This is a genomic window from Streptomyces canus (genome assembly GCF_001514145.1).
GTDB classification, from domain to species: Bacteria; Actinomycetota; Actinomycetes; order Streptomycetales; family Streptomycetaceae; genus Streptomyces; species Streptomyces canus.
The window spans coordinates 55,454-72,500 of sequence record NZ_KQ948659.1; the positions used below are offsets into that span (position 1 = coordinate 55,454).

Below are 17,047 nucleotides of genomic sequence, written 5' to 3' on the forward strand. Positions count from 1 at the left end.
CCCGGGTCCGGCCCATCCGTCCGAGGGCGACCGGCCCGTCACCCCGCCGAGGGAGCCCGAGGGCCTGCCGGCCGGCGAGCTGGCGGGGCTGAGAGGGGCGTGAGTCCGCGGTGGTGGGGCCGCGGGCCGCCCGCGCTCACCGCAACTCCCCGGGCCCGGCCCGTCCATCCGTAGGCGTACGACCCTCAACACCCCGCGAGCGGAACCCCGTGACCGGCCCCGACCACACCGGAGACAATGGACCCGTGCGCTATCGCATCCTCGGCACCACCCAGGCACTCCGTCCCGACGGTACGTCCGTCCCGGTCGGCGGCACGCGGCTGCGCGCGCTGCTGACCGTTCTCGCTCTGCGGCCCGGTCGTACCGTCCCCGTGAGCCTGCTCGTGGACGAGGTGTGGGGTGACGACCCGCCGGCCGACGCCACCGGCGCGCTGCAGGCGCTGGTCGGGCGGCTCAGGCGCGCGCTCGGGGCGGACGCGGTCGCCTCGGTGGACGGCGGTTACCGGCTGACGGCGGGGCCGGACGACATCGACCTGCACCGTTTCGAGCGGCTCGCCGGTGACGGTGTGCGGGCGTTGTCCGACGGAGACCCCGCGAAGGCGGCCGTGGTCCTGGACGACGCCCTCGCTCTGTGGCGGGGTCCGGCCCTGGCCGATCTGCCCGACCGCACGGCCGAAGCGGCGCGCGCGGAGGCCCGCCGGCTGGACGCCCTGCGCGCCCGTCACACCGCCGCGCTCGCCCTCGGCCACGCCGACCAGTCCCTCCCCGAACTGACCGCCCTCTGCGACACCCACCCCCTCGACGAACCCCTCCAGTCCCTCCGGCTGCGCGCCCTGCGCGACACGGGCCGCACCGCGGAGGCACTGGCCGCGTACGAGTCCGTACGACAGCTGCTCGCGGACCAGCTGGGAGCGGACCCGGGTGTCGAACTGCGGGCGCTGCACGGGGAGTTGCTGCGGCCGGAGCCGTCCGCTGCGGACGGACAGGGCGGAAGGGGTGGCCGTCGGGAGACCGGCTCCGGCGCAGCGGGCGATCGCGCATCCGCCGACCCCGCTCGTCCGGCCACGGCCCCCACCCCGCCCTCCGGCAACCTCCGTGCCCGTCTCACCTCCTTCGTCGGCCGGGAAGCCGACATCGATGCCATCCGCGAGGACCTCGCGGCCGCGCGGCTCGTCACGCTGCTCGGGCCGGGCGGGGCCGGGAAGACGCGGCTTTCGCAGGAGGCCGCCGAGGCCGTGGGGGACGTGGTGCGGGACGGGGTGTGGCTGGCCGAACTCGCGCCGGTCGACGACCCGGACGCCGTGCCCGAGGCCGTGCTCACCGCCGTCGGCGCCCGCGAGACCGTGCTGTACGGCGCCGGTGCCGAGGCCATGCGTGCCGCCGGGAGCGAGCGGCTGGACGACCCCGTCGAGCGGCTCGCCGAGCACTGCGGCCGGCGCAGCATGCTGCTGATCCTCGACAACTGCGAGCACGTGGTCGACGCGGCAGCCCGTCTGACGGAGACGCTCCTGGAGCGCTGCCCCGGGCTGACCGTCCTGGCCACCAGCCGCGAACCGCTCGGCGTACCGGGGGAGTTGCTGCGGCCCGTGGAGCCGCTGCCCGAGCCGGTCGCGCTGCGGCTGCTCGCCGACCGGGGGGCCGCGGCCCGGCCTGGATTCCGGGTCGACGGCGACGAGGGGACCGCGGCGGCCTGTGCGGAGATCTGCCGGCGCCTCGACGGGCTGCCCCTCGGAATCGAGCTCGCCGCCGCCCGGCTCCGGATGCTGACGCCACGCCAGATCGCCGACCGGCTCGACGACCGCTTCCGGCTGCTCACCTCCGGCAGTCGTACCGTGCTGCCCCGCCAGCAGACGCTGCGGGCCGTCGTCGACTGGTCGTGGGACCTGCTCGACGGCGAGGAACGGGACGTCCTGCGGCGGCTGTCGGTGTTCGCCGGCGGCTGTGATCTGGCCGCCGCCGAGGCGGTGTGCGGCCCCTTCGCGCTGGACGCGCTCGGCTCACTCGTCGACAAGTCCCTTGTGGTGGCCGCTCCTTCGGGAGACGGCGAGATGCGCTACCGGCTCCTGGAGACCGTCGCCGAATACGCCGGCGAGCGCCTCGACGAGACGGACGGCTCGCGCGCCGAGGCCGAGCGCGCGCATCTGGAGTACTACCGCGAACTCGCCCGCACCACCGACCCGTTGCTGCGCGGCCCGCACCAACTCGCCGCCATCGAGCGCCTGGAGCGCGAGTACGAGAACCTCCGCACCGCCCTGCGCCGGGCCGTCGCCGACCGCGACGAGCAGGAGGGGCTGTGCCTGGTCCTGTCGCTGGCCTGGTACTGGCAGATGCGTGACCTGCGCATCGAGGCCCGCAACTGGTCCCGCGACGTCCAGGGCCTCGGCCCCGATCCCTTCGCCGAGCCGGTCCGCCCCGCCGCGCCGGTGTGGGAGCGCTGCACGGACACCCCGCCGCCGTGGACCGGCGAGCTGCTGGAAGAGGCCCGGCGCGGCGCGCACCTCGTCCATCTCGCCTGCATGGACACCGAGTTGGACACCTGGCAGAACCAGCACGCGCAGGCGAAGCTGCGGGCCATCGCCGCCACCTACGAGCCCGGCATGGCGCAGACCTGCCGGATGCCGGGCTCCCTGTGGTTCTTCGCCATCATGCTCACCGGGGACATGGAGCGGCTGCGGAAGGTCATCCAGGCGACCGTCGACACCTGCCGGGTCACCCCGGGCTACGAGTGGGAGCTCGCCGCGGCCCTCCAGTGGCGGGCCAACCTGCTCGCCAACCGCTCCGACTGGGCCGGCGACGCCATCCAGGACGCTGAGGAGGCGCTGGAGATCTACCAGCGGCTCGGCGACCTGTGGGGCACCGCCGAGGCGCTCTCCGCACGCGCCGAGGCCCATGAGCGCAAGGGTGAATGGCGCTTGGCCGCGGCCGACTACGAGCGGGCGATCGAGCGGGCCGAACAGCTCGGCGCCCGCGCCCAGAAGTCCGTGCTCAACGCCCGGCTGGGCAGCGTGCTGCTGGAGACGGGTGAGGCCGAGCGCGGCGAGCTCCTGCTGCGCGAGGTGATCGCCGACCGGGACGGTGCCCGCAACGAGGCGATGCCCGCCTCCCGGATGTTCCTCGCGGCCCGGCTCGGCCTGACCGGCCGCATCTCCGAGGCGCGCGAGCAACTGCGGCTGCTGCGGCAGCAGTTCGGCATCGCCCACTTCGTCATCTTCGACGCCTTCATCCTCGGCTCGGAGGCCTGGCTGGAGGCGATCGACGGCTGCTACGAGGAGTGCCTGACGCTGACCCGCCGGGCGCTGGAGAAGTCCGAGGACCCCCTGGCCCTGACCATCGCCCCGCATATGCGCACCATGTACCTGCACGTCGCCGCCCTCGCCCTCGCCAAGGCGGACGGCGGCGCCCGCGCCCGCGACGGTGCCCGCTGCCTCAGGGCCGGGGACGCGTTGCTGCCGCACAGCCACTTCCCGACGTCCGTCGAGCGCAGCGTGCGGGGCGACGCCGAGCAGGAGCTGCGCGCGGTGCTCGGCGACGCGGTCTACGAGTCGGCGTACGCCGAGGGCGGCGGCCTCTCCCCTCAGGAGGCCGCCGCCCTGGTGTGACGCGCACCGACGCCGAACTTCAGTTCTTCGTACGGAACTTGTGGATCGCGTAGGGTGCCGCCACGGCCGTGATCGCCGCCGACCAGCCGAGCGTCACCCACAGGTCGTGGGCGACCGGACCGCCCACCATCAGCCCGCGGGCCGCGTCGGCGAGCGTGGACAGCGGGTTGTAGTCGGTGAAGTGCTGGAGCCAGCCCGGCATGGAGTTCGTCGGCGCGAAGATCGACGAGCCGAACTGGAGCGGGAACAGCACCAGGAAGCCCATCGCCTGCACGGACTGCGCGTTCTTGAGGATCACGCCCAGGGTGAGGAACACCCACATGATCGAGGAGGCGAACACGGCGGACAGGCCGACCGCCGCGAGAAGCCCGGCCCAGTGATTGATGTCGAACCCGACCAGGACGGCGACGATCATCAGCACGGTGGTCGCGAACAGCATCCGCAGCAGTTCCACGGAGATCTTCGCGAACAGCACCGAGCCACGCCCGATCGGCAGGGACCGGAAGCGGTCCATGACACCGGAGTTGAAGTCCTGGCTGAAACCGGTGCCCACGCCCTGGGACAGGGTCATGCTCATCATCGCGATCATGCCCGGGATGACGTACTGGACGTATCCGTCCTGCCCGCCGCCCAGAGCCTGTCCGATCGAGCCGCCGAAGACGTAGACGAACAGCAGGGTGAAGACGACCGGCATCAGTATGGCGTCGAACATCGACTCCGGGTCCTGCCGGATCCACAGCAGGTTGCGGCGGACGAGGGCGCCGGTGTGCCGGAGATGCCCGCGCAGGGGGATCCGGGCGTCGGCGTCGACGGTGGTTGCGGTTGCGGTTGCGGCGCTCATACGGCGACCTCCTCGCGGGTGTCGGTGGGGACGGTGTCCTGCGGGGCACTGGCGCGGTGGCCGGTGAGGGACAGGAACACCTCGTCCAGGCTGGGCAGTTCGGTGGTGATGGAGGAGAGGGTGATGCCCCGCGCGGTGACCGCGCCGACCACGGCGGTCAGCTGCTCGTCGCTGAGGATCGGGACGATGACGGTGCCGCTTTCGGTGTCCACGGTGCTGGTGGCGAGCCCGGTGATGCCGAGCTCGTCGATCCACCCGGCGAGCGGCTGCAGGTGCAGCGGATCGACGGGCCGTACCCGCAGCGAGCGCCCGCCGACCTTGGCCTTGAGCTCCTCGATGGCGCCGGCGGCGATGACCTTGCCGTGGTCCACCACGGTCAGCTCGGAGGCGAGCTGCTCGGCCTCCTCCATGTACTGGGTGGTCAGCAGGACGGTGACCCCGTCCCCGACCATCCGCTTGACCTCGTCCCACACCTCGTTGCGGGTGCGCGGGTCGAGACCGGTGGTCGGCTCGTCCAGGAAGAGCACCTGGGGCCGGCCGATCATCGAGGCGGCGAGGTCGAGCCGGCGCCGCATACCGCCGGAGTAGGTGCTCGCCGGCCGCTTCGCCGCGTCCGTGAGCGAGAAGCGCTCCAGCAGTTCGTCGGCTCGGGTGCGGGCCTCCTTGCGGGGCAGGTCGAGCAGCCGCCCGATCATGTAGAGGTTCTCCCAGCCCGGCAGCTTCTCGTCCACCGAGGCGTACTGCCCGGTGAGCCCGATGACCCGGCGCAGTTGACGGGGCTGGCGCACGGCGTCGTATCCGGCGACGGTGGCCTGCCCGGCGTCCGGGGTGAGGAGGGTGGACAGAATGCGCACGAGGGTGGTCTTGCCGGCGCCGTTCGGCCCGAGCACACCCATCACGGTGCCCTCGCGCACGTCCAGGTCGACGCCGTCCAGCGCCTTGGTCTCGCCGTAGTGCTTGACCAGCCCCCGCACGGAAACGGCGGAGTCCCCGCTCTGGGGGTTCTTGTCGATTCGCGTCATACCGAGGACGGTGCCAGCCCCCACCGACAAACCACCGACAGGTCGCCTACACGGGCCTACAGGGTGCCGACAGAGCAAAAAAAGGGGGCGCCCGGCGTTCACCGGGCGCCCCTTCTCGTCGTACGACCGCTCAATGCCGTACGGCTTCCGCCTGCTCCGGCAGATGGGTCGCGACCACACGCTCCCGCCCGGGCGACACGCCCACGCGCCGCCGGTCCACGACCGCGGCCACCGCGGCGACCCCGAGGCCCAGCACGGCCAGGGCCGCACCCGTCAGTGCCGGGGACGTCGCACCGAGGCCCGCGGCCAGGGCGAGGCCGCCGATCCAGGCGCCGCCGGCGTTGGCCAGGTTGAAGGCGGCCTGGTTGGCGGAGGAGGCCAGGGAAGGGGCGGCCGACGCCTTCTCCATGACCATCAGCTGGAGCGGGGAGCCGGTCACGAAGGCCGCCGTGCCCAGCAGCACGACCGCCACGGCCGCGCTCCACTGCGTCGACATCAGCACCGGGAACAGGGCCAGGACCACGATCAGCGAGGTCAGGCCGCCGAACAGGGTGCCGCGCAGCGAGTGGTCGGCGAGCCGTCCGCCGACCAGGTTGCCCGCCGTCGCGCCGACGCCGAACAGCGCGAGCAGCAGCGTCACGCTGGAGTCGGCGTAGCCGGCGGAGTCCGTGAGCATCGGCGTGATGTAGCTGTACGCGGAGAACAGCGCGCCGAAGCCCGCGACCGTCGTGCCGAGCGCCAGCCAGACGGGCACCGACTTCAGTGCGACCAGTTCGCGGCGCAGGCCCACCGCGGGGGCGTGCGCGTGGTCGTGCGGGATGAGGAGCGCCAGGGAGGCTATCGCCGCCAGGCCGATCGCGCTGACGCCGAGGAAGGTCGCCCGCCAGCCCAGGTGCTGGCCCATGAGGGTGGCGACGGGCACGCCCGCGATGTTGGCGAGGGTCAGGCCGAGGAACATCAGGGACACCGAGCGGGCCTTGCGCTCCGGCGCCACCATCCCGGTGGCGACGACCGCGCCCACGCCGAAGAAGGCACCGTGCGGCAGACCGCTCAGGAAGCGGGCCGCGAGCAGCCAGTGTTCGCCGGGGGCGAGGGCGGAGAGCGCGTTGCCGGCCACGAACAGGCCCATCAGGCCGATGAGGACCGTACGGCGGGACATCCGGGCGGTGACCGCGGCGAGCAGCGGGGCGCCGATCACCACGCCCAGCGCGTACGCCGAGACCAGATGGCCGGCGGTGGGGATCGAGATGCCGAGGTCACGTGCGACGTCGGGCAGCAGGCCCATCATCACGAATTCGGTGGTGCCGAGACCAAAAGCGCCGACGGCCAGTGCGAGCAGGGCCAAGGGCATGAAGAGCCGAGCCTTTCAGGGGAGAGCGGAGTTCCGTACGCATGTATGTTCAAGTACGGAACAAATACTCCCGGGCCCGGTATTCCAAGGGGCTTCCGGCGAGTTACGGCGAGGTGGCGAGGTTCACACGAGCCGCCACCGGCAGATGGTCGCTGCCGGTCTCGGGCAGCGTCCACGAGCTCACCGGCTCCACGCCCTGCACCATGATCTGGTCGATCCGCGCCATCGGGAACGACGCCGGCCAGCTGAACCCGAAGCCGCTGCCCGCCGCGCCCTGCGTGGAGCGCATCTGGGAGGTGACGGCGTTGAGCGCGCGGTCGTTCATCGTGCCGTTGAGGTCGCCGAGCAGGATCTTGCGGGGGAGTTTCTCGTCGGCGATGGCCTCGCCCAGCGCGTCGGCGCTCTTGTCGCGCTGCCGGGCGGTGAACCCGGCCTCCATCTTCACCCGCACGGACGGCAGGTGGGCGACGTAGACCGCGACCTGCCCGTCCGGGGCGGCCACCGTGGCCCGCATCGCCCGCGTCCAGCCCAGCTTGATGTCGACGGCCTTCACACCGGTCAGCGGGTCCTTGCTCCACAGCCCCACGGTGCCCTCGACCGCGTGGTACTTGTACGTCGACGCCAGCGCCTTCTCGTACACCGGCACCGCCGAGGCGGTCAGCTCCTCCAGGGCGACCACGTCCGCGCCGGAGGCGGCCACGTCCCGGGCGGTGCCGGACGGGTCGGGGTTGTCGGCGTTGACGTTGTGGGTGGCCACCGTGAGGTCACCGCCGGTGGCGGACTTGTCGGAGAGCAGCCCGCCGAAGAGGTTCAGCCACACGGCCGCCGGGAGCAGCACCGCGATCAGCGCGGTCGCGGACCTGCGGAGGAAACCGCACAGGAGCAGCACCGGGACGAACAGACCCAGCCAGGGCAGGAAGGTCTCGATGAGACTGCCGAGGTTGCCGATGGCGTTGGGGATCTGCGCGTGCAGCAGCATCACCAGGGCGACGAGCACCGCGAGGGCGGTCAGGACGAGGCCGCGGCGCCAGATCCGCCGGTCACCGCGCCAGCCGGAGACCAGCCGCTCGAGCAGGCGCCGGAACCGGTCTCTCCGGCGCTCGGGTCCCGAGCCGCCTTCCGCCGTTTCCGTCATGTATGCCTGCTGCGCCATACCGTCGCCTCACTACCTGCCGTGCACGCCGTTCGCCCCGTTGCCGTGGGGTCTCGGACACCCCATAAGACCCTAGGGGATGATCGGCCTCCATCTCGTCGTCCCATGACGACCGTACGGGGGCGATGACGTACAAGTCGCCTTCCGGAGTTCCCTGTCCCGGCGGGGAAAGCGCCCTCTGTGACGAAACGCGCACACTCGGGCCCCGGGGTCCGGACAGGCTCTAGGAACTGACGGGGCGTAGGCCCTCGAGGACGGTGTCGACGATCTGTTCCGAGAGGCCCTCGGGCAGCGCGGCGTTGGGCTGCATGATGGTGCGGAAGAGCATGGGCCCGATGAACAGGTCGTTGACCAGCTCGACGTCGATGTCCGCGCGGAGTTCGCCGTTGGCCTGCCCCCGGCGCAGGATGGCGACCTGTTTGCGGCGCCGGGGCGCGACGACGATCGCGTGGTAGGCGTCCCACACCTTCGGGCTGCTCTTCATCTGGGCGAAGACACTGTGCAGCAGCGCCGAGGAACGGGTCATCAGCCCGCGCTGCCGCAACTGCTCGAGCAGCGCCACGAGATCGTCGCGCATCGAGGTGCCGGGCAGTTCGGCGTCCGGGGGCTCGGCGGTGCGCACGACGTCGACGAAGAGCTCCTCCTTGCCGTTCCAGCGGCGGTAGATGGTGGCCTTGCCGACGCCCGCGGTACGGGCGATGCGCTCGATGGACAGTTCGGCGAGCGGCACGCCGTCCTCGAGCAGCTTGATGACGGCCTCGATGATGGACCGCTCCACGGCCTCACTGCGGGGCCGGCCCCGTACGGGCCCCGTCTGCCTGCGCTGACTCTCGGCGAGGCCGCTCACGTCGCTTGGTCCTCTCTGTGGGATGAGGATGATTCTCCCTGCCCTACGGCGGCGAGGAGGGGCGGGGTTCGGCCGTTGTCCGGGACGGGACCGGTCCGAGCCCGCGCCGGTGACCTCCTCGTTTCCCGGCCCCGACGCGTTGGGCGGCGGCACCGTATCCCCCGGGCGTTACCTCGGTGCCGCCGCGTCCGGCCGCTACCGGCTTCCTGCTTCCGTCCGGTCGGGGCGCCTTGTCCGGAGGTTGGCGTCCGACTTCCGCCCGGTCCGGTCGCCCGGCCCAGGCGCCACCGTCCCGCCTCCGCCTCCGCCCCGGCCGGGTCACTCGCTCGCGGGTACCAAGTCCTGTTCCTCCTGTCCCTGCTGAGGCTCTGTCGGGCGGCCCGGCAGGAACAGGGCCACCACGAGGGCGCCGACCAGGGCCACGCCCGCTCCGCACAGCGCGGTGACGTGCATCGCGTGCAGGAAGGCGTCGTTGGCCGGGCCGACCAGGGCGTCGCCCCGGGGGCCGAGCTTCGCGGCGACGCCGAGGGTGGCCTCGATGGACTCGCCCGCGGTGTGCCGTACGCCTGCCGGAACCGACCCGAGATGGGACTCGATGCTGTTGCGGTAGGCCGTGGAGAGCACCGAGCCGAGGACGGCGATGCCCAGCGCGCCGCCGACCTGCCGGAAGGTGTTGCTGAGCGCGGACGCGGAGCCGGCCTTCTCGCGCGGCAGGGCCTGCATGATGACGACGCTGGTCGGGGTCATGATGTGCGCCATGCCGGTGCCCATGAGGAAGAAGATCACCTCGAGGAGCCAGATCGGCGTGTCCGCCTCCAGCGCGGCGAACGCGACCAGCATCGCGGCGATCAGCAGCATGCCGCCCGTGGTCGTCGCCCGGTTGCCGAAGCGGTCGACGACCAGCCGGGCACGCGGCGCGAAGATCAGCTGCGCGGCGGCCAGCGGCAGCATCAGCAGACCGGTCTGCAGCGGCGAGTAGCCCCGCACGCTCTGGGTGTAGAAGACCGAGAAGAAGGTCACGCCCATCAGCGCGAAGAACACCAGCCCTATGGCGCCGATCGCGGCCGAGAAGACCTTGTTCTTGAAGTAGGTGACATCGATCGACGGATGGTCGCTGCGCTTCTCGAACACCACGAAGGCGACGAGCACGGCGAGACCGGCACCGATGGTGGCCAGCACGGTCGCGTCCGTGAAGTCGGCGAGCTGGCCGCCCTTGATGATGCCGTAGACGAGCAGGACCAGGCCGATGACCGACAGCACGACACCGACGGGATCGATCCGGCCGGGGTTCGGGTCACGGGAGTCGGGCACCAGCCACAGCATCAGCCCGAGGGCGAGCACCACGATCGGCACGTTGATGAGGAAGACGGAGCCCCACCAGAAGTGGTCGAGGAGCACACCGCCGGTGATCGGCCCGATGGCGATGGCGAGTCCGACGCCACCCGCCCAGATGCCGATGGCCTTGGGCTGCTCGTCGCGCTCGAAGACGTTCATCAGGACGGCGAGCGTGGCCGGCATGACGAACGCCGCGCCGAGGCCCATCAGCGCGCGGAAGGTGATCAGCTGGACCGGCGAGCCGGAGAAGGCGGCGAGGGCGGAGCCGGCGCCGAACACGACCAGCCCGCCCAGCAGCACCTTCTTGCGGCCGAGCCGGTCGCCGAGCAGGCCCGCGGTGAACAGGAGGCCCGCGAAGACCAGGGTGTAGGCGTTGATCGCCCACTCCAGTTCACTCTGGGTGGCGCCCAGTCCGGTCGGCGCGGGAGTCGAGATCGTCTTGATCGCGACGTTCAGGATCGAGTTGTCGAGCACCACGATCAGCAGGCTCAGCATCAGAACGCCGAGGATCGCCCAGCGGCGCCGGTGCACCGCTTCCGGTACCCGGGAGTCAGGGACTGCGGTAGTCATGCGAGCGAGCCTAGCGTCATTACGATACGGGACCGTCTCGTATCGTAAGTCTTTACCGAGATCTTACGTGCCTGAACGGTCACATCCACCACCTCTGGCCCTGACCGGCACGAGGTGCCACCATGGAGCTGATCCGGGGACGCCGTGAGGGCGCCTCGAGATGACGTAAGGAGCCGTTGCAATGACGCAGCTTTCGGCTGCCCACACCAAGCCCTCCGACGGCAGCAAGGCGCTGTACGGGGGGAAGGGCACCCGCCGCATCACTGTTCGGGACATCGCCCTCGCCAAGGAACGCGGCGAGAAGTGGCCCATGCTCACCGCCTATGACGCGATGACCGCGTCCGTCTTCGACGAGGCCGGCATCCCGGTCATGCTCGTCGGCGACTCGGCGGGCAACTGCCATCTCGGGTACGAGACCACCGTGCCCGTCACGATGGACGAGATGACCATGCTGTCGGCGGCCGTCGTACGGGGCACCTCGCGCGCCCTGATCGTCGGTGACCTGCCCTTCGGTTCGTACCAGGAGGGCCCGGTGCAGGCACTGCGCTCGGCGACCCGGCTGGTCAAGGAGGCGGGCGTCGGCGCCGTGAAGCTCGAGGGCGGCGAGCGCTCCCACGAGCAGATCCGGCTGCTGGTGGAGTCCGGCATCCCGGTCATGGCCCACATCGGTCTGACCCCGCAGTCCGTCAACTCCATGGGCTACCGCGTCCAGGGCCGTGGCGAGGAGGCGGCCCAGCAGCTGCTGCGCGACGCGAAGGCCGTCCAGGACGCGGGCGCGTTCGCCGTCGTCCTGGAGCTGGTCCCGGCGGAGCTCGCGGCCGAGGTCACCCGGGTCCTGCACATCCCGACGGTCGGGATCGGCGCGGGCCCCGAGACCGACGCGCAGGTCCTCGTCTGGACCGACATGCTGGGCCTCACCGGCGGCCGCGTGCCGAAGTTCGTGAAGCAGTACGCCAACCTGCGCGAGGTCATGGGCAACGCCGTGAAGGCCTTCGCGGAGGATGTCGTAGGCGGCACGTTCCCGCTGGAGGAGCACTCCGTCCACTAGAGCCACAGCGGCACCACAGCGCCCCGCCGATCATCCCCCGTCGGCGGGGCGTTCCGCATCCAGGACAGGAACTGACCTATTGCGCTCCTGACGTCGTGGTCGTCGACAGCCGAGAGCCGCGAAGGAGCCGACATGTCCGAGCAGACCAGCGCCGCGCCCGAGGGCTACACCACCGTCGCGCCCTGGGTCGTCACCGACGACACCGGTGCCTTCCTCGACTTCGTCACCGAGGTGTTCGAAGGCGAGGAGCTCGCCCGGGTGGCCACCGAGTCCGGCGCGATCGGGCACGGCGAGATCCGGATCGGCGACACCGTCGTCCTGGCCTTCGACCGGAGCGCGGACTGGCCCGTCATGCCGAGCCTGCTGCGGGTGTTCGTCACGGACGCGGACGAGACGTTCGCCCGGGCTCTCAAGGCCGGCGCAACGGTGGTCACGTCCTTGGCGGACAGTGCCTTCGGTCAGCGCGGCGGCCGTATCAAGGACCCCTTCGGCAACATCTGGTGGGTGGTCGCCCACGTCGAGGACGTCCCCGAGCAGGAGATGTGGAAGCGGCTCCAGGAGCCCGTGTACGCGGAGGCGATGCGGGTGGCGCAGGAGACCTTCGACGCGGAGATGACCGGGCGGGGCAGCGGGCGCAGCAGCGCACCGGTCAGGACGGACGGCTGACCTCCGCAGCCGCCCGCCTCCCACCGGCCTAGTCGAACCGCTCCAGATCCCGCAGCCAGGCACGCGCGGAGCTGTCCGACGGGGCCCGCCAGTCACCGCGGGGCGACAGCGAACCGCCGGCCGAGACCTTCGGCCCGTTGGGCATCGCCGACCGCTTGAACTGCGCGAACGCGAAGAAGCGCTTGCAGAACACCTCAAGCCACCGCCGGATCTCGGGCAGGTCGTAGGTCCCGCGCTTGGCCTCGGGGAAGCCCGGAGGCCAGGCACCCGCATCGACGTCGTGCCAGGCGTGCCAGGCGAGGAAGGCGATCTTCGACGGCCGGAAGCCGTAGCGCAGCACATGGAAGAGCGTGAAGTCGTGCAGCGCGTACGGGCCGATCTTGGACTCGGTGGACTGCATCTCCTCGCCCGGTACGAGCTCCGGGCTGATCTCGGTGTCGAGGATCGCGGCGAGGATGTCGCCGGTCTCCTCGTCGAACTGCTCGCTGCTGATGACCCAGCGGATCAGATGCTGCATCAGCGTCTTCGGCACACCGGAGTTGACGTTGTAGTGGCTCATCTGGTCGCCCACGCCGTACGTGGACCAGCCGAGCGCCAGCTCGGAGAGGTCGCCGGTGCCGAGCACGATCCCACCGCGCTGGTTGGCCAGCCGGAACAGGTAGTCGGTGCGCAGGCCCGCCTGGACGTTCTCGAAGGTGACGTCGTAGACCGGCTCACCGGAGGCGAAGGGGTGGTCCATCTCCTGGAGCATCAGCCGTGCGGTCGGCGTGATGTCCAGCTCGGCCGCGGTGACGCCGAGGGCCCGCATCAGCCTGTGGGCGTTGCCCTTGGTGTGGTCGCTGGTGGCGAAACCGGGCAGCGTCCAGGCCAGGATGTCGCTGCGCGGGCGGCCCGCGCGGTCCATCGCGCGGGCGGCGACGATCAGCGCGTGCGTGGAGTCGAGGCCGCCGGACACCCCGATGACGACCTTCGGACCGCCGATCGCCGCGAGCCGCTGCTGGAGGCCCGCGACCTGGATGTTGTAGGCCTCGTAGCAGTCCTGGGCGAGCCGGTCGGCGTCGGCCGGCACGAACGGGAAGCGCTCCAGGCGGCGCTCGAGACCCAGGTCGCCGGACGGCGGGTCGAGCTCGAACGACACCGTCCGGAAGTCTCCGGTCCGCTCCTGATGGGTACGCCGGTTCTCGTCGAACGTGCCCATCCGCATCCGCTCCTGCCGCAGCAGGTCCAGGTCCACGTCGGCCACCGCGTACTCGTCGCCGAGCGGGAACCGGGTCGTCTCGGCCAGCAGCAGGCCGTTCTCGTAGACCATGGCCTGGCCGTCCCAGGACAGGTCGGTGGTCGACTCGCCGAGACCGGCCGCCGCGTACACGTAGGCGGCGAGGCAGCGGGAGGACGCCGAGCGGCACAGCAGCTTTCGGTCCTCGGCCCGCCCGACGGTGATCGGGCTGCCGGAGAGGTTGACCAGGACGGTCGCGCCCGCGAGGGCCGCCTCGGCGCTGGGCGGCACCGGCACCCACATGTCCTCGCAGATCTCCGCGTGCAGCACGAGCCCGGGGACGTCGGCCGCCGCGAACAGCAGGTCCACACCGAAGGGCACCTGCGAGCCGGCCACGCGGATCGACCCGCCGCGCTCGTCGGCGCCGTCGCCGATCTGCCGACGCTCGTAGAACTCCCGGTAGTTGGGCGGGTACGACTTCGGTACGACACCGAGGACCCGGCCGCGGTGCACGATCACCGCGCAGTTGTAGACCCGGTTGCGGTGACGCAGCGGGGCGCCGACGACCAGCACCGGGAGCACGTCGGCCGACCCGGCCACCACCTCCGCGAGCGCCGCCTCGACCTCGTCGAGCAGCGCGTCCTGGAGCAGCAGGTCCTCGATGGAGTAGCCGCACAGCCCCATCTCCGGGAAGACGGCGACGGCGACCCCCTCGTCGCCGCACCGGCGCGCGTGACGCAGAACCGCTTCGGCGTTGGCGGGCGGGTCCGCGATGACGGTGTGACCCGTACACGCGGCGACGCGTGCGAACCCGTGCTGATAGATCGACCAGAAGTTCAAGGCAGTCACGCGATCAGTGTAATCGTCAGAGCGACGCGATAGGGGAGGGGGTCGTGCCCCGCCCCTTGCCGGATTGTCGTGACCTTGCCTTCAATGAGCGGCATGAGCGGCATAAGTGGTATGAGCGGCACGCGAGATGACGGTCCGGGCCGTGCGGCGGGATGGGGCTGGTTCCTGGCCTGGCTCCTGGTGGGAGCGTGCGGCGGTATCGGCCTCGCGGCGATCCTGACGGTGGGCGTGGTCTTCGTCGTACTCGCCGCGGTGGCCGCGGTGTTCCTGCTCCGCACCGGGCCCGGACGCGCTGTCGTGGGCGGCGTCTCGGGAGTGGCCCTGCCGCTGTTCTACCTCGCGTACCTGAACCGGGGCGGTCCGGGGGAGGTGTGCCACGCGGTGCCGGGCGGTCAGTCCTGCACCGACGAGTACATGCCCGTTCCGTTCCTCGTCGCCGGGGTGCTCGTGCTGGTGGCGGGTTGCGTGATCCACGTGATGACCGGCCGCCGCGGGCGAGCGGGCCGCGTGTCGGGAAGCTAGCGGGGGCGGGACATGCGCGAGGGCCCGGCCCCGAAGGTTCGCACCTTCGGGACCGGACCCCTGGGAACACGCGTCCGGGTCAGCGCCTGCCGAACGACTGCACGTAACCGTTCGCGGGCGTACCCACGCCGGTGACGTCGTCGTATCCCTTCACCGCGGACAGCGAGCTGTCCTTGCCGAGGCTGCGGACCGAGACGGTCAGACCACCGCTGGCGTCATAGCCGTTGACGAAGTCGGTGCGGGCCACCGCGAGTCCGGACCCCGTGGGGTTGTCCGTGACGTCGTGGAAGGCCTTCGAGCCGTACTTCGCGTAGATCGACGGGTTGGCGAACCCGATCGCCTTGCCGCCCCGCGCCTGCTGGGCGAGCGCCTGTATGGCCGCGATCACCGGCGAGGCCAGCGACGTGCCGCCGATGCGGTACTCGCTGTACTGCTGCGAGCCGTCGGGGAAGGTCTGCGTCTGCCCCACCAGGAAGCCGGTGTTCGGGTCGGCGATCGCGGAGATGTCCGGGACGACACGGTTGCCGGCGGCGTTGTTGGCCGTGGCGAGCGCGTTCGGGACGACACCCTTCTGGTAGAAGGGCTCGGCGACCGTCTTGCTGGTGCCGCCGCCCGCGCCCGAGGTGAACGCGCCGGGGAAGTTCGTCCAGCTCTTGCCGTCCGCGGACAGCAGGGCCTTCTCGGTGCCCCAGCCGGTCTCCCACAGGTACTTGTCGCCCTTGCCGACAGCGAGGGAAGTACCGCCGACCGCCGTCACCCACGCCGAGTTGGCCGGGGTGTCGACCTGCTTCGTCCCGGTGTTGGCGACCTCGTCGCCGTTGTCGCCGGAGGAGAAGTAGAAGCCGATGCCCTCGACCGCGCCGAACTGGAAGACCTGGTCGTAGGCGGCCGCGAGATCCGGCGTCTGGTTGGCCTCGATGTCGCCCCACGAGTTGGAGACGATGTCGGCCAGGTGGTTGTCGACGACCTTGCTGAGCGAGTCGAGCAGATCGTCGTCGTAGCAGGACGCGGCACCCACGTACGTGATGTTCGCGTCCGGCGCGACCGCGTGCACGGCCTCGACGTCGAGGGTCTCCTCGCCGTACCAGCCCGACGCCCCGCACTCCTCGGTCTTGGTGTAGTTCTTCGGCAGGACCTGCTTCAGCTGGCCGCTGGAGTAGGCCGCGTCACCGTTCTTCTTCGCGTACGTGGCCGCGTCGAAGGCGATGGTCGGGGAGGCGTAGGCGTCGGTGATGGCGACGCGCACTCCCTTGCCGGTGTACGTGCCCGCACCGTAGGCGGCGCGCAGCTGCTTGCCCGTGTAGCCCTTGATCGCGTACGGGATCTTCGAGCCGTAGGCCGCGGGCAGCGTGCTCGCGGTGTTCGAGCCGTAGTACGAGGAGAACGGCCCGGCGTTCTTGAACACGGCGTCCGGCGGCGGCAGTTGTTCCTTGCTGCTCGCCTTGTGCGGCGCGTTGTCCAGGCCCGTGACGGTCAGGACGGCACCGTCGAGGGCGGCCGGCGCGGAGGCGGCCTTGGCCGGGGCGTGGTAGGTCTTCGAGCCCTTGGTGTAGTTGTGCAGCTGGGTCCCGAAGGCCTTCTCGACGGCGGCCACGTCACCGCTGACGGCGACGTAGTGCTCGGTCACGTCCGTGACCTTCAGTCCGGCGGACGTCAGCCAGGACTTGACCGCAGCGACCTGAGCGGGGGTGGCGCCGAAACGCTGCTTCACCTGCTGCGCGCTCAGGTACTTGCCGTACGACGCCGAGCTCGGGTCGGCCACGGCCTTCGCGTAGGCGGCGAGCCCGGTGGCGTCCTTGCCGGCGAGGTAGACCCGGGCGGAGACCTTGGAACTGTCCGCGGTGGCGCCCTTGTCGGCCTTGGCCGTGGCCCACGCGGGCTTGGTCCCGGCCAGCGTGTCCCGGTTCGGGTTGTCCGCGGCGTGGGCCGCGGGTATGCCGAGCGCCAGCGCGCCCGCGAGCATGGGCAGTGTCGCCGCCATGCTCACTCCGGCGCGCACCTTGGCGCGATTGGATCTCATGGAACCCC

The 17,047-nt window shown here is 71.3% G+C and carries 12 protein-coding genes; 4 read left to right on the plus strand and 8 right to left on the minus strand.

Annotated features, from left to right (window positions below; translation table 11 throughout):
• Positions 1-245: 245 nt before the first annotated feature.
• A complete protein-coding gene (locus AQJ46_RS13935) occupies positions 246-3,599 on the plus strand; it encodes an AfsR/SARP family transcriptional regulator (RefSeq protein WP_225887329.1) in 3,354 nt (1,117 codons plus the stop codon).
• Positions 3,600-3,618: 19 nt separating this feature from the next.
• Here the strand turns inward: AQJ46_RS13935 and AQJ46_RS13940 are convergent, their stop codons facing one another.
• From AQJ46_RS13940 to AQJ46_RS13965, 6 genes are all read right to left on the minus strand, one after another.
• A complete protein-coding gene (locus AQJ46_RS13940) occupies positions 3,619-4,440 on the minus strand; it encodes an ABC transporter permease (protein WP_059205916.1) in 822 nt (273 codons plus the stop codon).
• Positions 4,437-5,462, minus strand: coding sequence for an ATP-binding cassette domain-containing protein (locus tag AQJ46_RS13945; RefSeq protein WP_059205917.1), 1,026 nt, complete (start codon positions 5,460-5,462; stop codon positions 4,437-4,439). Before AQJ46_RS13945 ends, AQJ46_RS13940 begins: the two co-directional genes overlap by 4 nt.
• 130 nt (positions 5,463-5,592) lie before the next feature.
• Positions 5,593-6,813, minus strand: a complete 1,221-nt coding sequence (locus tag AQJ46_RS13950; RefSeq protein ID WP_059205918.1) for an MFS transporter — start codon at positions 6,811-6,813, stop codon at positions 5,593-5,595.
• A gap of 103 nt (positions 6,814-6,916) precedes the next feature.
• Entirely contained in the window at positions 6,917-7,966 is a 1,050-nt protein-coding gene (locus AQJ46_RS13955; RefSeq protein ID WP_059205919.1) for an endonuclease/exonuclease/phosphatase family protein, read from the minus strand.
• 223 nt (positions 7,967-8,189) lie between these two features.
• The gene (locus tag AQJ46_RS13960) at positions 8,190-8,813 is read right to left on the minus strand and encodes a TetR/AcrR family transcriptional regulator (RefSeq protein ID WP_059205920.1); all 624 of its coding nucleotides are present in this window, start codon (positions 8,811-8,813) and stop codon (positions 8,190-8,192) included.
• Between the two features lie 318 nt (positions 8,814-9,131).
• Positions 9,132-10,718, minus strand: coding sequence for an MFS transporter (locus AQJ46_RS13965; RefSeq protein WP_057611697.1), 1,587 nt, complete (start codon positions 10,716-10,718; stop codon positions 9,132-9,134).
• A 181-nt stretch (positions 10,719-10,899) separates the two neighbouring features.
• Here AQJ46_RS13965 and panB point away from each other — a divergent pair, with 181 nt between their 5' ends.
• Both panB and AQJ46_RS13975 read left to right on the plus strand, forming a co-directional pair.
• Positions 10,900-11,766 carry a 3-methyl-2-oxobutanoate hydroxymethyltransferase gene (gene panB / locus AQJ46_RS13970; protein ID WP_059205921.1) on the plus strand — a complete coding sequence of 289 codons (867 nt, stop codon included), beginning with the start codon at positions 10,900-10,902 and terminating at the stop codon, positions 11,764-11,766.
• 132 nt (positions 11,767-11,898) lie between these two features.
• Positions 11,899-12,432, plus strand: coding sequence for a VOC family protein (locus tag AQJ46_RS13975; RefSeq protein WP_059205922.1), 534 nt, complete (start codon positions 11,899-11,901; stop codon positions 12,430-12,432).
• Positions 12,433-12,460: 28 nt separating this feature from the next.
• On the opposite strand, the gene AQJ46_RS13980 is transcribed toward AQJ46_RS13975, so the two are convergent.
• Positions 12,461-14,488 carry an NAD(+) synthase gene (locus tag AQJ46_RS13980; protein ID WP_059205923.1) on the minus strand — a complete coding sequence of 676 codons (2,028 nt, stop codon included), beginning with the start codon at positions 14,486-14,488 and terminating at the stop codon, positions 12,461-12,463.
• Between the two features lie 102 nt (positions 14,489-14,590).
• Between AQJ46_RS13980 and AQJ46_RS13985 the strand changes: the two genes are divergently transcribed.
• A complete protein-coding gene (locus tag AQJ46_RS13985; RefSeq protein WP_225887330.1) occupies positions 14,591-15,019 on the plus strand; it encodes a hypothetical protein in 429 nt (142 codons plus the stop codon).
• Positions 15,020-15,098: 79 nt separating this feature from the next.
• Here the strand turns inward: AQJ46_RS13985 and AQJ46_RS13990 are convergent, their stop codons facing one another.
• Entirely contained in the window at positions 15,099-17,039 is a 1,941-nt protein-coding gene (locus AQJ46_RS13990) for a S53 family peptidase (RefSeq protein WP_059205925.1), read from the minus strand.
• Positions 17,040-17,047 lie beyond the last annotated feature (8 nt).

Coding starts and splice junctions, on each gene's coding strand:
- AQJ46_RS13945 (WP_059205917.1), bottom strand. CDS start 5,462: ATGACGCGAATCGACAAGAACCCCCAGAGCGGGGACTCCGCCGTTTCC.
- AQJ46_RS13940 (WP_059205916.1), bottom strand. CDS start 4,440: ATGAGCGCCGCAACCGCAACCGCAACCACCGTCGACGCCGACGCCCGG.
- AQJ46_RS13950 (WP_059205918.1), bottom strand. CDS start 6,813: ATGCCCTTGGCCCTGCTCGCACTGGCCGTCGGCGCTTTTGGTCTCGGC.
- AQJ46_RS13965 (WP_057611697.1), bottom strand. CDS start 10,718: ATGACTACCGCAGTCCCTGACTCCCGGGTACCGGAAGCGGTGCACCGG.
- AQJ46_RS13990 (WP_059205925.1), bottom strand. CDS start 17,039: ATGAGATCCAATCGCGCCAAGGTGCGCGCCGGAGTGAGCATGGCGGCG.
- panB (WP_059205921.1), top strand. CDS start 10,900: ATGACGCAGCTTTCGGCTGCCCACACCAAGCCCTCCGACGGCAGCAAG.
- AQJ46_RS13985 (WP_225887330.1), top strand. CDS start 14,591: ATGAGCGGCATAAGTGGTATGAGCGGCACGCGAGATGACGGTCCGGGC.
- AQJ46_RS13975 (WP_059205922.1), top strand. CDS start 11,899: ATGTCCGAGCAGACCAGCGCCGCGCCCGAGGGCTACACCACCGTCGCG.
- AQJ46_RS13955 (WP_059205919.1), bottom strand. CDS start 7,966: ATGGCGCAGCAGGCATACATGACGGAAACGGCGGAAGGCGGCTCGGGA.